Below are 13,799 nucleotides of genomic sequence, written 5' to 3'. Positions count from 1 at the left end.
CCGGGCGTCGGCGTTCGTCGGCCGTGAGCTGGACGTGGCGGCTCCGGTGTTCGCCCCGTTCGCGGCCCGCTGGGACGCGGAGGCGGACCGCCGCCGCCAGCTCCGCACGCCGGAGCACCTGAAGGCCCTGATCGCCGCGCAGCGCGAGCACAACGCCGCGCGGTCGGTCGAGCGGCAGGCTCAGGCTCAGCGCCGGATCGCCCGCAACGAGAGCAAGAACCCGCTGTCGTCCGCGCGCCGCGCGGCCCGGACCGCCGACAAGGCGGCGCGCACGCACCGGCAGGGAGCCAAGGCGGACCTGAAGGCGGCCCGCCGCAACTACCCGGACACGCTGACGCGGGTCGCGGCCAAGGCGCACGCCGTGCACGCGGTCCCGGCCGCCGTGACGACCTACGCCATGTCGACCCCGGCGGACTGGACGATGTGGCCGGCGCTCACGTCGGCCGCGCTCATCGCGGCGAACGCGGGCGCGCTGTGGCTCGGCCGCCGGAAGGTGACCGTGGTCGTCGACGACGGCGCGAGCGCGGAGGAGCGCCAGCTCCTGGAGCGCCTGCACCCGACGTTCTGGGTCGAGCACGCCCACGAGCGCGGCCTGGGCGGCACGGTCACGACTCCCCCGGCCCTGGAGGCGGGCGGCATCCGGTGTGAGATCCGGCTCGACGGCACGTGGACGGTCAAGACGCTGGCCGACAAGGCCGACTCGATCCGGGCCCTGCTCGGCGCCCGCACGGCACTGCGGATGCGGATCACGTCCGCCTCGCGCGGCGGCTGGGCGGTCCTGACGCTGGCCACCCGCTCGGCGGCGGCCGACGTGTCGTCGCTCTGGACGCCGGACCGCATCCCCGCCGACCGCGAGCTGATGAGCCTCGGCGTCGACATCGAGACCGGCGAGGAGGTGCTGATCCCGTACGCGGAGCGCCTGCTCGTGTCCGGCGCGTCCGGCACCGGCAAGAGCTGGTCGACGCGCCCGCTCATGGCCACCGCCCACATGCGCGGCGACATGGTTCTGATCGACGGCAAGGGCGAGGAGTCGATCCCCTGGGAGGGCATCTGCCGGACCGCGAACGAGCCGACCGAGATCGACGCCGTGGTCGACGAGTCGTGGGCCGAGATGATCCGGCGCAAGGCCGAGATGAAGAAGCGCGGCATCTCCGTCTGGGACGGCCGACAGCTCACGGTCTTCATCGACGAGGGCCAGGTCGTGCTCGCCCGCATCATGGGCGACAAGCCCCGCCTCCAGCGGCTCGTGGAGCTGTCCAGCCTGGGCCGCTCCCGTGGCGTGGTCCTGTGGTGGGCCACCCAGTACCCGGTGGTCGACGGCTCCGCGCCCGGCCTGCACAAAATGATCGCCCCGAACCTGCTCACCCGCTTCAGCCTCCGGGTGGCCACGACCACCCAGTCCGGCGTCGCCCTCGACGACTGCGCCGACTACGCCCCGCACCAGATCCCGCAGGGCAAGGAGTGGCGCGGGCACGGCTACCTCAAGGGCTACGGCCCGCGCCTGATCCGCACGTGGACGCTCGACGACAACGGCGTGCGACGGCTCCCCAAGTCGGTCTGGAGCGGCTCCGCGCCGACGCCGGAGATGCTCAACGGCGGTGCTGCGCCGGCCACCACGCAGGGCCTGCGCCTGGTGAAGGCCGAGGCGGCGCCCGCGGCTTCGGTCCCGGCCCCCCGCACCGAGGCGGAGACCGCCGTCCTCGACGCCGTACGCGCGGCGGGCGGCCCGGTCCGCCAGAAGGACCTCGTGGACAAGTCCGGCCTGGCCAAGGGCACGGTCTCCAAGACCGTGACGCGCCTGGTCGAGTCCGGCGAGCTGGTCAAGGCGGCGGACGGCACGATCACCGCCGCCCCGTCCGCCGGGGAGGTGTCGGCATGAGCTTCACGCTCCTGATCCGGTCCGACCGGCTCCGCTCGCTCCTGACCCGCCTCGCGCACAACACGCTGCTCGCCTTCCTGCCGCTGATCGCCCTCGGCCTGGCCGTCTCGGTCGGCTGGTCGGTCCCGGCCTGGGCGGCCACCGCCGCCGCCCCGGTCACGCTCCTGCTGTTCGTCGGCTGGGCGATCGGGGACCGGCTGCACGCCGAACTCGACCGCGCCGGACTCCCCTGCACCGCCTGCGACCTGACCACCGAGGAGGACGCCGTATGAGCACCGACCTTGCCCGCGCCGTGGCCGACGCCCGCCAGGCCGAGGCCCAGGCCGCGCAGATCGCGCAGATCCTCGCCGTCGTCCAGGCCGCCCAGGCCGCCGTTCCCGCCCCGGCCGGACACGGCGCGTGCAGCTGCTCGCACGACAAGCCCCGCCGGTCCGCCGGCACCACCGCCGCGTGGGTCGCGGGTGGCGCCGCCTGCGCCTGCGTGCTGACCGGCCTGTTCCTCGCCGTCGCCCTGACCGCCGTCGCCGTCACCGTGGGCGGCTGCGTCGCCTACCTGCTCGTCCGCCAGATCCGCAACGACCGGAAGGGGAAGTGACCATGACCAAGACCACCCGGTTCCGCACCGTGGGACCCGCCGTCGCCATGACGGTCGTGTCCATGGTCCTGACCCTCGCCGTCGTCGTGATGTGGCTCGGCGCCTCGATGCCCTGGCCCGTCGCCCTGGTCGTCGGCCTCGGCCTCGACGGCGGGTGGCTCGCCACCCTCGCCTACGAGCGGCGCCTGGCCGCGCAGGGCGACCACTCCACCCCGGTCACCGTGACCGGCTGGGGCTTCGGCCTCGTCGCCACCGGCGTCCTCGTCGCCCACGCGCTCGGCGAGGAGCACGCCAGCGCCTGGCTCGCCGTCGCCTGGCTGCCGCTCGCGGCCAAGGCGCTCTGGCTCGTGCACGGTCTGTGGGAACGGACCGCGCTCACCCCGAAGGCGCTCGACAACATCCGGGAGATCCAGCAGGAGGCCCGCGACGAAGCCGCCGTCGCCCGCGCCCGGCTCCGGGCGGCGGCGGGCACGGAGGAGACCCGCCTCCTGGCCGTGACGCAGGCCGGGGCACGCGTCGCACGCGTCCAGGCCAAGACCGCCGAAGACCTCGCCGGAGCCTGGTCGGTCCTGGAAGCGGCCCGCCAGTCCGACGGGGCCGCACGTGCCCTGACCTGCGTGACCGAGCGCGTCACACCCGCGTCACAGCCCTCGTGGGACCTCCCCGTGTGGGGCCCGGCCGAGGCCCGCGCGCTCCTGGAGTCGGCGGCACCGGCGCTCACGGACGCGGAGCTGGACCGGATCGTCTACGAGTTGATCAACAGCCAGACCCCGCCCCTGTCCTACCGCGAGGTCGCGGCCCGCTTCCGCGCCGCCGGACACTCCGCCTCCGAGACCCGGCTCCGGGCCTCCTGGCGGCGGGTCACCACCCCGGCCGTGGAGGCATGATGACGCTCGCCCTCGCCTACCTCCTGGCGGTCGCGGTCTCGCTCGTTGTCCTGGCGGTGGCCCTCCGCCACCGCCCCGCCCCGGCCCCGACCCCGCCGCCCGCCCCAGTGCCGGCACCCGCCGCCGCCCTCGACCCCAGCGCCCTGGCGGAGGTCCGCGTCATCCTCACCGCCGCCGCCCAGCTCGCCGCCCGACTCACCACCGCCGCCTAGGAGGCACACCCATGCTGAACCCCGACCGCATCGAGGAAATCCGGGACGAGTCCCAGGACGAGCTGCGCACCCACTCGTGGGCGGACCGCGTGATCGACGAGCTGCTGACCGACGCCGAGACCCGCATCGCAGTCGCCAAGGCGGTCGCGGCGGTCACCGACAGCAAGGGCCGCAACCTCGCCCAGCGCGTCGCCTCCGTCCAGCGGGCCAGCCAGCCCACCGCCGAGCAGGTGGAGAAGGCGACCGGCCTGCTCCAGGCGCTGTTGGAGGCGTCCGCCAAGTACGGCGTCACGATCGACGACTGGGACTGGGTGGCCGACCTGCCCGGAGCCTGCCGCGATGTGATGCACCACAAGATGCGCTGACCTGACTGGCCGAACGAACGCCCCGCCGGCCCTCCGGCGGGGCACGCGACGCACCAACCCAGAGAGGAACCACCGATGACCGACACCACGATCCCCACCGCCGAGGACACCTGGGTCGAGCAGGGCCAGGAGGTCAGCAGCCCGGAGGAGCTGCGCGAGTACGTTGCCCAGCTCCGAGCCGCGGTCTCCCACATGCACACCGGCCTCGGCCGCGCCGCGTACGGAGCGCTCAAGGGCCACCCCTGGCTGGAGACGCCCCCCGGCGAACTCCTGAACGTCCCCGAGATCCTTCGCCAGCACCTGGAGATGACCATCACCCCGGCCGGGACGACCGCCAAGGACGCCACCTTCCGCCAGTCGCTCGCGGCCCTGCTCGTCGCCCTGGACGCGGTCGACCGGGCCACCCTGACCGTGTGGCTCGCCCAGACCGCCGCCCAGGACCCCGACCGCACCGCGTAACCGCACGACGAAGCCCGCCGGCCTTTCGGTCGGCGGGCTTCTCTCGGCCCTCCAAACCACACCAGCCCCAAGCGGCTGCGGGCGTCCACACCCTGATCGGGCGTCACGTGTGGCAGGCTCGACCCTCAACAACTCCAGAAACGCGGAGAGGCCCGGCTGTAGGAAGCCGGACCTCGTTCCGCGAACACCAACACCCCAAAAGACTTCTCACGGACTTCAGGATTGGTGCTCACGCAGTGCTCTCCCATGATGCAGGACGACCCGCCCCTGTGGCGACCGTGTCCCCGGACACGTCGCCCGACAGGGGCGTTCGCGTACCCGGACCCCGCTGCCACTGCGGGACGAAGATCGCTCACGTCCCGGGCAAGGTCCCGCGCGTGTACTGCTCGGACCGGTGCCGAAAGGCCGCAAAGCGGGCCATCGACCGCGTGCTGAAGACGTCCGGCGGCAACCCCGGACACCTCGGTACTGAAACAACAGAGTTTCGGACCCCCTCTGACCTGCGGCGCAACGGCCGTGGCGGGGGAGAGCGCGAGAGGGGGCAGCGCCCCCTCTCGCAAGAAGACCCGCAGACGGACGACGGCGGCACCCCGGCGGAGCTCGCCCGCAAGGCGGTCGCCAAGGCGCGGAAGGCCCGCCGGTACCAGGGACGGCGGACGCTGTGGTCGATCACCGGCGACCCGGCGTGCAAGGGCTGCGGCCGCGACCTGATGGACCCGGACACCGGCCTGCTGTTCGCGCAGACCGCCACCGGCGCGTCCGTGGTCCTGGGCCTCATGCGCTGCGCGCGGATCTGGTTCTGCCCGGTCTGCTCGGCCACGATCCGGCACGCCCGCGCCGAGGAGATCACCCGCGCGGTGATCGAGTGGATCCAGCGGGGCGGCATCTGCTACTTCGTCACCCTCACCGCCCGCCACGACTACGAGGACGAACTGGCGGACCTCATGGACGCGCTCCAGGGCACCCGCTCGGCGTCCAAGGCGGAGATCGAGGCGGTCCGCGCCGAGATCGCCGCCGCCCAAGCCCTGCTCGCCGCCACCCAGGCCGACACCCGCGAGGCGGTCAACGCCGCACGGCTGGCCGCGCCGAAGGGCCAGAAGAAGGCGGCGATGCTCCGCGCCCGCGCCGAAAAGGCCGGCGGGGTGACGGCCGCGCACAAGCGGCTGACGGCGGCGAAGCAGGCCCGCGCCACGACCGCCCGCCGCGCGGGCGCCTACCAGCGGCTCATCACCGGCGGCGTGTGGGCGGGCGACAAGCGCGAGAAGGCGTCAGAAGCCGCTGCGGAGGGCATCCGGGGCCGGATCGGCTACGTCGGCATGATCCGGTCCACGGAGGTCACGGTCGGCCTGGTCAACCTCTGGCACCCGCACATCCACGCGATCGTGTTCGTCGGCGGCGTCACCGAGGGCGAGCGCTCCGAGAAGCGGATCGTGGACACGTTCACGCCGACCGACTCCGACCTGGAGGCGTGGGAGAACCACTGGCGGGCCACCTGGACCAGCCACCTGCAGAAGGTCAACCCGAAGTACCGCCCGAGCGACACCTGCTCCATCCCGGACTGCAAGTGCGACGGCAAGGGACACGGCGTCGACTTCGAGCTGATCAAGACCGTGGCCGACGCCAAGAAGAAGGGCGAGTACATCGCCAAGACCCAGGACGGGAAGTCGCCCGCGCTCGAACTCGCCCGCGGCGACCTCAAGCAGGGCGGCAAGGGCAACATGACCCCCTTCGAGGTCCTGTACCGGATCGGGGACCTGCTCGGCGGCGTGCCCGAGGACGAGGCACCCGGACACGGCTCCCTGGGCTGGTGCCTCGACCGCTGGCACGAGTACGAGCGCGCCATGACCGGCCGCCGCGCGATCGAGTGGACCCGCTACCTGCGGCAGATGCTCGGCATCACCGGCGGCGACACCGACGACGACGACAAGGACTTGCTCCTGGGCGCCGACGCCGACGCGGGCGAGTTCCGGGGCGGCGCCGCCGTCACCGAGGACGGCTGGACCGCCGTGGTCGGGCGGTCCCTCGACCTCGCGGCCACGGAGGCCGCCGAGGGCACCGACGCCAACACCGACCCCGAAGCCGTCGCCCGCCGACTGTCCGCCGTGCTCGACATGGCCGGCGCCCCGGCCGGATCGGTCCGCGCGCTCAGCACCGCCGAGCTGGCCGACGCGTCCGCCGCGCAGAAGGAGAACCTGGCCCGCCGACGCGAGGAAGCCGCCGCCCGCCGCCGACGCGAGAACGAACGCGACCGCACGCCCGACCCCAACGCGGTCAGCCTCCGCCACACCACCCGCGACCGCCGCACCACCGAAACCCGCGCCCGCCGACACCTCGACCGCCGCACCAAACCCACCGCCGAACTCCCCCGCCCCGCCACCACCCAGGACTAACCCGAACTCGAACCGAAACTCCCCGACCACCCCGACCCGACCCACCACAAACCCCGCTCCCCCGCCCCGACCTGCACGGGCGCCCTTCCGCCTCCGAGACCACCCACTCTCCACGTGTTCCGTGTGGGTGGTCTTGGAGTTTCCAGGGGTGCAGGTCGGGGCGGGGGAGCGGGGTTTGTGGTGGGTCGGGTCGGGGTGGTCGGGGAGTTTCGGTTCGAGTTCGGGTTAGTCCTGGGTGGTGGCGGGGCGGGGGAGTTCGGCGGTGGGTTTGGTGCGGCGGTCGAGGTGTCGGCGGGCGCGGGTTTCGGTGGTGCGGCGGTCGCGGGTGGTGTGGCGGAGGCTGACCGCGTTGGGGTCGGGCGTGCGGTCGCGTTCGTTCTCGCGTCGGCGGCGGGCGGCGGCTTCCTCGCGTCGGCGGGCCAGGTTCTCCTTCTGCGCGGCGGACGCGTCGGCCAGCTCGGCGGTGCTGAGCGCGCGGACCGATCCGGCCGGGGCGCCGGCCATGTCGAGCACGGCGGACAGTCGGCGGGCGACGGCTTCGGGGTCGGTGTTGGCGTCGGTGCCCTCGGCGGCCTCCGTGGCCGCGAGGTCGAGGGACCGCCCGACCACGGCGGTCCAGCCGTCCTCGGTGACGGCGGCGCCGCCCCGGAACTCGCCCGCGTCGGCGTCGGCGCCCAGGAGCAAGTCCTTGTCGTCGTCGTCGGTGTCGCCGCCGGTGATGCCGAGCATCTGCCGCAGGTAGCGGGTCCACTCGATCGCGCGGCGGCCGGTCATGGCGCGCTCGTACTCGTGCCAGCGGTCGAGGCACCAGCCCAGGGAGCCGTGTCCGGGTGCCTCGTCCTCGGGCACGCCGCCGAGCAGGTCCCCGATCCGGTACAGGACCTCGAAGGGGGTCATGTTGCCCTTGCCGCCCTGCTTGAGGTCGCCGCGGGCGAGTTCGAGCGCGGGCGACTTCCCGTCCTGGGTCTTGGCGATGTACTCGCCCTTCTTCTTGGCGTCGGCCACGGTCTTGATCAGCTCGAAGTCGACGCCGTGTCCCTTGCCGTCGCACTTGCAGTCCGGGATGGAGCAGGTGTCGCTCGGGCGGTACTTCGGGTTGACCTTCTGCAGGTGGCTGGTCCAGGTGGCCCGCCAGTGGTTCTCCCACGCCTCCAGGTCGGAGTCGGTCGGCGTGAACGTGTCCACGATCCGCTTCTCGGAGCGCTCGCCCTCGGTGACGCCGCCGACGAACACGATCGCGTGGATGTGCGGGTGCCAGAGGTTGACCAGGCCGACCGTGACCTCCGTGGACCGGATCATGCCGACGTAGCCGATCCGGCCCCGGATGCCCTCCGCAGCGGCTTCTGACGCCTTCTCGCGCTTGTCGCCCGCCCACACGCCGCCGGTGATGAGCCGCTGGTAGGCGCCCGCGCGGCGGGCGGTCGTGGCGCGGGCCTGCTTCGCCGCCGTCAGCCGCTTGTGCGCGGCCGTCACCCCGCCGGCCTTTTCGGCGCGGGCGCGGAGCATCGCCGCCTTCTTCTGGCCCTTCGGCGCGGCCAGCCGTGCGGCGTTGACCGCCTCGCGGGTGTCGGCCTGGGTGGCGGCGAGCAGGGCTTGGGCGGCGGCGATCTCGGCGCGGACCGCCTCGATCTCCGCCTTGGACGCCGAGCGGGTGCCCTGGAGCGCGTCCATGAGGTCCGCCAGTTCGTCCTCGTAGTCGTGGCGGGCGGTGAGGGTGACGAAGTAGCAGATGCCGCCCCGCTGGATCCACTCGATCACCGCGCGGGTGATCTCCTCGGCGCGGGCGTGCCGGATCGTGGCCGAGCAGACCGGGCAGAACCAGATCCGCGCGCAGCGCATGAGGCCCAGGACCACGGACGCGCCGGTGGCGGTCTGCGCGAACAGCAGGCCGGTGTCCGGGTCCATCAGGTCGCGGCCGCAGCCCTTGCACGCCGGGTCGCCGGTGATCGACCACAGCGTCCGCCGTCCCTGGTACCGGCGGGCCTTCCGCGCCTTGGCGACCGCCTTGCGGGCGAGCTCCGCCGGGGTGCCGCCGTCGTCCGTCTGCGGGTCTTCTTGCGAGAGGGGGCGCTGCCCCCTCTCGCGCTCTCCCCCGCCACGGCCGTTGCGCCGCAGGTCAGAGGGGGTCCGAAACTCTGTTGTTTCAGTACCGAGGTGTCCGGGGTTGCCGCCGGACGTCTTCAGCACGCGGTCGATGGCCCGCTTTGCGGCCTTTCGGCACCGGTCCGAGCAGTACACGCGCGGGACCTTGCCCGGGACGTGAGCGATCTTCGTCCCGCAGTGGCAGCGGGGTCCGGGTACGCGAACGCCCCTGTCGGGCGACGTGTCCGGGGACACGGTCGCCACAGGGGCGGGTCGTCCTGCATCATGGGAGAGCACTGCGTGAGCACCAATCCTGAAGTCCGTGAGAAGTCTTTTGGGGTGTTGGTGTTCGCGGAACGAGGTCCGGCTTCCTACAGCCGGGCCTCTCCGCGTTTCTGGAGTTGTTGAGGGTCGAGCCTGCCACACGTGACGCCCGATCAGGGTGTGGACGCCCGCAGCCGCTTGGGGCTGGTGTGGTTTGGAGGGCCGAGAGAAGCCCGCCGACCGAAAGGCCGGCGGGCTTCGTCGTGCGGTTACGCGGTGCGGTCGGGGTCCTGGGCGGCGGTCTGGGCGAGCCACACGGTCAGGGTGGCCCGGTCGACCGCGTCCAGGGCGACGAGCAGGGCCGCGAGCGACTGGCGGAAGGTGGCGTCCTTGGCGGTCGTCCCGGCCGGGGTGATGGTCATCTCCAGGTGCTGGCGAAGGATCTCGGGGACGTTCAGGAGTTCGCCGGGGGGCGTCTCCAGCCAGGGGTGGCCCTTGAGCGCTCCGTACGCGGCGCGGCCGAGGCCGGTGTGCATGTGGGAGACCGCGGCTCGGAGCTGGGCAACGTACTCGCGCAGCTCCTCCGGGCTGCTGACCTCCTGGCCCTGCTCGACCCAGGTGTCCTCGGCGGTGGGGATCGTGGTGTCGGTCATCGGTGGTTCCTCTCTGGGTTGGTGCGTCGCGTGCCCCGCCGGAGGGCCGGCGGGGCGTTCGTTCGGCCAGTCAGGTCAGCGCATCTTGTGGTGCATCACATCGCGGCAGGCTCCGGGCAGGTCGGCCACCCAGTCCCAGTCGTCGATCGTGACGCCGTACTTGGCGGACGCCTCCAACAGCGCCTGGAGCAGGCCGGTCGCCTTCTCCACCTGCTCGGCGGTGGGCTGGCTGGCCCGCTGGACGGAGGCGACGCGCTGGGCGAGGTTGCGGCCCTTGCTGTCGGTGACCGCCGCGACCGCCTTGGCGACTGCGATGCGGGTCTCGGCGTCGGTCAGCAGCTCGTCGATCACGCGGTCCGCCCACGAGTGGGTGCGCAGCTCGTCCTGGGACTCGTCCCGGATTTCCTCGATGCGGTCGGGGTTCAGCATGGGTGTGCCTCCTAGGCGGCGGTGGTGAGTCGGGCGGCGAGCTGGGCGGCGGCGGTGAGGATGACGCGGACCTCCGCCAGGGCGCTGGGGTCGAGGGCGGCGGCGGGTGCCGGCACTGGGGCGGGCGGCGGGGTCGGGGCCGGGGCGGGGCGGTGGCGGAGGGCCACCGCCAGGACAACGAGCGAGACCGCGACCGCCAGGAGGTAGGCGAGGGCGAGCGTCATCATGCCTCCACGGCCGGGGTGGTGACCCGCCGCCAGGAGGCCCGGAGCCGGGTCTCGGAGGCGGAGTGTCCGGCGGCGCGGAAGCGGGCCGCGACCTCGCGGTAGGACAGGGGCGGGGTCTGGCTGTTGATCAACTCGTAGACGATCCGGTCCAGCTCCGCGTCCGTGAGCGCCGGTGCCGCCGACTCCAGGAGCGCGCGGGCCTCGGCCGGGCCCCACACGGGGAGGTCCCACGAGGGCTGTGACGCGGGTGTGACGCGCTCGGTCACGCAGGTCAGGGCACGTGCGGCCCCGTCGGACTGGCGGGCCGCTTCCAGGACCGACCAGGCTCCGGCGAGGTCTTCGGCGGTCTTGGCCTGGACGCGTGCGACGCGTGCCCCGGCCTGCGTCACGGCCAGGAGGCGGGTCTCCTCCGTGCCCGCCGCCGCCCGGAGCCGGGCGCGGGCGACGGCGGCTTCGTCGCGGGCCTCCTGCTGGATCTCCCGGATGTTGTCGAGCGCCTTCGGGGTGAGCGCGGTCCGTTCCCACAGACCGTGCACGAGCCAGAGCGCCTTGGCCGCGAGCGGCAGCCAGGCGACGGCGAGCCAGGCGCTGGCGTGCTCCTCGCCGAGCGCGTGGGCGACGAGGACGCCGGTGGCGACGAGGCCGAAGCCCCAGCCGGTCACGGTGACCGGGGTGGAGTGGTCGCCCTGCGCGGCCAGGCGCCGCTCGTAGGCGAGGGTGGCGAGCCACCCGCCGTCGAGGCCGAGGCCGACGACCAGGGCGACGGGCCAGGGCATCGAGGCGCCGAGCCACATCACGACGACGGCGAGGGTCAGGACCATGGACACGACCGTCATGGCGACGGCGGGTCCCACGGTGCGGAACCGGGTGGTCTTGGTCATGGTCACTTCCCCTTCCGGTCGTTGCGGATCTGGCGGACGAGCAGGTAGGCGACGCAGCCGCCCACGGTGACGGCGACGGCGGTCAGGGCGACGGCGAGGAACAGGCCGGTCAGCACGCAGGCGCAGGCGGCGCCACCCGCGACCCACGCGGCGGTGGTGCCGGCGGACCGGCGGGGCTTGTCGTGCGAGCAGCTGCACGCGCCGTGTCCGGCCGGGGCGGGAACGGCGGCCTGGGCGGCCTGGACGACGGCGAGGATCTGCGCGATCTGCGCGGCCTGGGCCTCGGCCTGGCGGGCGTCGGCCACGGCGCGGGCAAGGTCGGTGCTCATACGGCGTCCTCCTCGGTGGTCAGGTCGCAGGCGGTGCAGGGGAGTCCGGCGCGGTCGAGTTCGGCGTGCAGCCGGTCCCCGATCGCCCAGCCGACGAACAGCAGGAGCGTGACCGGGGCGGCGGCGGTGGCCGCCCAGGCCGGGACCGACCAGCCGACCGAGACGGCCAGGCCGAGGGCGATCAGCGGCAGGAAGGCGAGCAGCGTGTTGTGCGCGAGGCGGGTCAGGAGCGAGCGGAGCCGGTCGGACCGGATCAGGAGCGTGAAGCTCATGCCGACACCTCCCCGGCGGACGGGGCGGCGGTGATCGTGCCGTCCGCCGCCTTGACCAGCTCGCCGGACTCGACCAGGCGCGTCACGGTCTTGGAGACCGTGCCCTTGGCCAGGCCGGACTTGTCCACGAGGTCCTTCTGGCGGACCGGGCCGCCCGCCGCGCGTACGGCGTCGAGGACGGCGGTCTCCGCCTCGGTGCGGGGGGCCGGGACCGAAGCCGCGGGCGCCGCCTCGGCCTTCACCAGGCGCAGGCCCTGCGTGGTGGCCGGCGCAGCACCGCCGTTGAGCATCTCCGGCGTCGGCGCGGAGCCGCTCCAGACCGACTTGGGGAGCCGTCGCACGCCGTTGTCGTCGAGCGTCCACGTGCGGATCAGGCGCGGGCCGTAGCCCTTGAGGTAGCCGTGCCCGCGCCACTCCTTGCCCTGCGGGATCTGGTGCGGGGCGTAGTCGGCGCAGTCGTCGAGGGCGACGCCGGACTGGGTGGTCGTGGCCACCCGGAGGCTGAAGCGGGTGAGCAGGTTCGGGGCGATCATTTTGTGCAGGCCGGGCGCGGAGCCGTCGACCACCGGGTACTGGGTGGCCCACCACAGGACCACGCCACGGGAGCGGCCCAGGCTGGACAGCTCCACGAGCCGCTGGAGGCGGGGCTTGTCGCCCATGATGCGGGCGAGCACGACCTGGCCCTCGTCGATGAAGACCGTGAGCTGTCGGCCGTCCCAGACGGAGATGCCGCGCTTCTTCATCTCGGCCTTGCGCCGGATCATCTCGGCCCACGACTCGTCGACCACGGCGTCGATCTCGGTCGGCTCGTTCGCGGTCCGGCAGATGCCCTCCCAGGGGATCGACTCCTCGCCCTTGCCGTCGATCAGAACCATGTCGCCGCGCATGTGGGCGGTGGCCATGAGCGGGCGCGTCGACCAGCTCTTGCCGGTGCCGGACGCGCCGGACACGAGCAGGCGCTCCGCGTACGGGATCAGCACCTCCTCGCCGGTCTCGATGTCGACGCCGAGGCTCATCAGCTCGCGGTCGGCGGGGATGCGGTCCGGCGTCCAGAGCGACGACACGTCGGCCGCCGCCGAGCGGGTGGCCAGCGTCAGGACCGCCCAGCCGCCGCGCGAGGCGGACGTGATCCGCATCCGCAGTGCCGTGCGGGCGCCGAGCAGGGCCCGGATCGAGTCGGCCTTGTCGGCCAGCGTCTTGACCGTCCACGTGCCGTCGAGCCGGATCTCACACCGGATGCCGCCCGCCTCCAGGGCCGGGGGAGTCGTGACCGTGCCGCCCAGGCCGCGCTCGTGGGCGTGCTCGACCCAGAACGTCGGGTGCAGGCGCTCCAGGAGCTGGCGCTCCTCCGCGCTCGCGCCGTCGTCGACGACCACGGTCACCTTCCGGCGGCCGAGCCACAGCGCGCCCGCGTTCGCCGCGATGAGCGCGGCCGACGTGAGCGCCGGCCACATCGTCCAGTCCGCCGGGGTCGACATGGCGTAGGTCGTCACGGCGGCCGGGACCGCGTGCACGGCGTGCGCCTTGGCCGCGACCCGCGTCAGCGTGTCCGGGTAGTTGCGGCGGGCCGCCTTCAGGTCCGCCTTGGCTCCCTGCCGGTGCGTGCGCGCCGCCTTGTCGGCGGTCCGGGCCGCGCGGCGCGCGGACGACAGCGGGTTCTTGCTCTCGTTGCGGGCGATCCGGCGCTGAGCCTGAGCCTGCCGCTCGACCGACCGCGCGGCGTTGTGCTCGCGCTGCGCGGCGATCAGGGCCTTCAGGTGCTCCGGCGTGCGGAGCTGGCGGCGGCGGTCCGCCTCCGCGTCCCAGCGGGCCGCGAACGGGGCGAACACCGGAGCCGCCACGTCCAGCTCACGGCCGACGAACGCCGACGCCCGG

16 protein-coding genes are annotated in these 13,799 nt (G+C 73.6%); 8 read left to right on the top strand and 8 right to left on the bottom strand.

The genetic code is table 11. From position 1 onward, the window contains the following. Positions 1-34 precede the first annotated feature (34 nt). The 8 genes from AB0C73_RS35855 (at position 35) to AB0C73_RS35820 (ending at position 6,787) form a co-directional block, all read left to right on the top strand. Positions 35-1,879, top strand: coding sequence for a MarR family transcriptional regulator (locus tag AB0C73_RS35855; RefSeq protein ID WP_362538104.1), 1,845 nt, complete (start codon positions 35-37; stop codon positions 1,877-1,879). After that, complete coding sequence (locus AB0C73_RS35850; protein WP_362538091.1) at positions 1,876-2,151, top strand: hypothetical protein; 276 nt, start codon at positions 1,876-1,878, stop codon at positions 2,149-2,151. The genes AB0C73_RS35855 and AB0C73_RS35850 overlap by 4 nt, the downstream gene beginning before the upstream one ends. After that, positions 2,148-2,474, top strand: a complete 327-nt coding sequence (locus tag AB0C73_RS35845; protein WP_362538092.1) for a hypothetical protein — start codon at positions 2,148-2,150, stop codon at positions 2,472-2,474. Before AB0C73_RS35850 ends, AB0C73_RS35845 begins: the two co-directional genes overlap by 4 nt. 2 nt (positions 2,475-2,476) lie before the next feature. Further along, the gene (locus AB0C73_RS35840; protein ID WP_362538094.1) at positions 2,477-3,361 is read left to right on the top strand and encodes a protein spdB; all 885 of its coding nucleotides are present in this window, start codon (positions 2,477-2,479) and stop codon (positions 3,359-3,361) included. Further along, positions 3,358-3,573 (top strand): hypothetical protein, encoded by a 216-nt coding sequence (locus AB0C73_RS35835; RefSeq protein ID WP_362538096.1) that lies wholly within the window; start codon positions 3,358-3,360, stop codon positions 3,571-3,573. The genes AB0C73_RS35840 and AB0C73_RS35835 overlap by 4 nt, the downstream gene beginning before the upstream one ends. Before the next feature lie 11 nt (positions 3,574-3,584). Then, positions 3,585-3,938, top strand: coding sequence for a hypothetical protein (locus tag AB0C73_RS35830; protein WP_362538098.1), 354 nt, complete (start codon positions 3,585-3,587; stop codon positions 3,936-3,938). Between the two features lie 75 nt (positions 3,939-4,013). Continuing rightward, a complete protein-coding gene (locus tag AB0C73_RS35825; protein ID WP_362538100.1) occupies positions 4,014-4,397 on the top strand; it encodes a hypothetical protein in 384 nt (127 codons plus the stop codon). A gap of 428 nt (positions 4,398-4,825) precedes the next feature. Further along, positions 4,826-6,787: a hypothetical protein gene (locus AB0C73_RS35820; RefSeq protein ID WP_362538102.1), complete on the top strand. Its 1,962-nt coding sequence runs from the start codon at positions 4,826-4,828 to the stop codon at positions 6,785-6,787. A gap of 225 nt (positions 6,788-7,012) precedes the next feature. On the opposite strand, the gene AB0C73_RS35815 is transcribed toward AB0C73_RS35820, so the two are convergent. From AB0C73_RS35815 to AB0C73_RS35780, 8 genes are all read right to left on the bottom strand, one after another. Then, the gene (locus tag AB0C73_RS35815; RefSeq protein ID WP_362538102.1) at positions 7,013-8,974 is read right to left on the bottom strand and encodes a hypothetical protein; all 1,962 of its coding nucleotides are present in this window, start codon (positions 8,972-8,974) and stop codon (positions 7,013-7,015) included. Between the two features lie 428 nt (positions 8,975-9,402). After that, positions 9,403-9,786: a hypothetical protein gene (locus AB0C73_RS35810; RefSeq protein WP_362538100.1), complete on the bottom strand. Its 384-nt coding sequence runs from the start codon at positions 9,784-9,786 to the stop codon at positions 9,403-9,405. A 75-nt stretch (positions 9,787-9,861) separates the two neighbouring features. After that, positions 9,862-10,215 (bottom strand): hypothetical protein, encoded by a 354-nt coding sequence (locus tag AB0C73_RS35805; protein WP_362538098.1) that lies wholly within the window; start codon positions 10,213-10,215, stop codon positions 9,862-9,864. An 11-nt stretch (positions 10,216-10,226) separates the two neighbouring features. After that, complete coding sequence (locus AB0C73_RS35800; protein ID WP_362538096.1) at positions 10,227-10,442, bottom strand: hypothetical protein; 216 nt, start codon at positions 10,440-10,442, stop codon at positions 10,227-10,229. Then, on the bottom strand, positions 10,439-11,323 hold the full coding sequence (locus tag AB0C73_RS35795) for a protein spdB (RefSeq protein ID WP_362538094.1): 885 nt from the start codon (positions 11,321-11,323) through the stop codon (positions 10,439-10,441). Before AB0C73_RS35795 ends, AB0C73_RS35800 begins: the two co-directional genes overlap by 4 nt. 2 nt (positions 11,324-11,325) lie before the next feature. After that, complete coding sequence (locus tag AB0C73_RS35790) at positions 11,326-11,652, bottom strand: hypothetical protein (RefSeq protein ID WP_362538092.1); 327 nt, start codon at positions 11,650-11,652, stop codon at positions 11,326-11,328. After that, positions 11,649-11,924, bottom strand: coding sequence for a hypothetical protein (locus tag AB0C73_RS35785; protein WP_362538091.1), 276 nt, complete (start codon positions 11,922-11,924; stop codon positions 11,649-11,651). Before AB0C73_RS35785 ends, AB0C73_RS35790 begins: the two co-directional genes overlap by 4 nt. Continuing rightward, positions 11,921-13,765, bottom strand: a complete 1,845-nt coding sequence (locus tag AB0C73_RS35780) for a MarR family transcriptional regulator (RefSeq protein WP_362538104.1) — start codon at positions 13,763-13,765, stop codon at positions 11,921-11,923. The genes AB0C73_RS35785 and AB0C73_RS35780 overlap by 4 nt, the downstream gene beginning before the upstream one ends. Positions 13,766-13,799: the final 34 nt, after the last annotated feature.

This window comes from Streptomyces sp. NPDC048623, from assembly GCF_040650755.1.
Lineage (GTDB): Bacteria > Actinomycetota > Actinomycetes > Streptomycetales > Streptomycetaceae > Streptomyces.
Note: the sequence above shows the minus strand (reverse complement) of the source record. Positions and strands in the feature narration are given on the sequence as shown.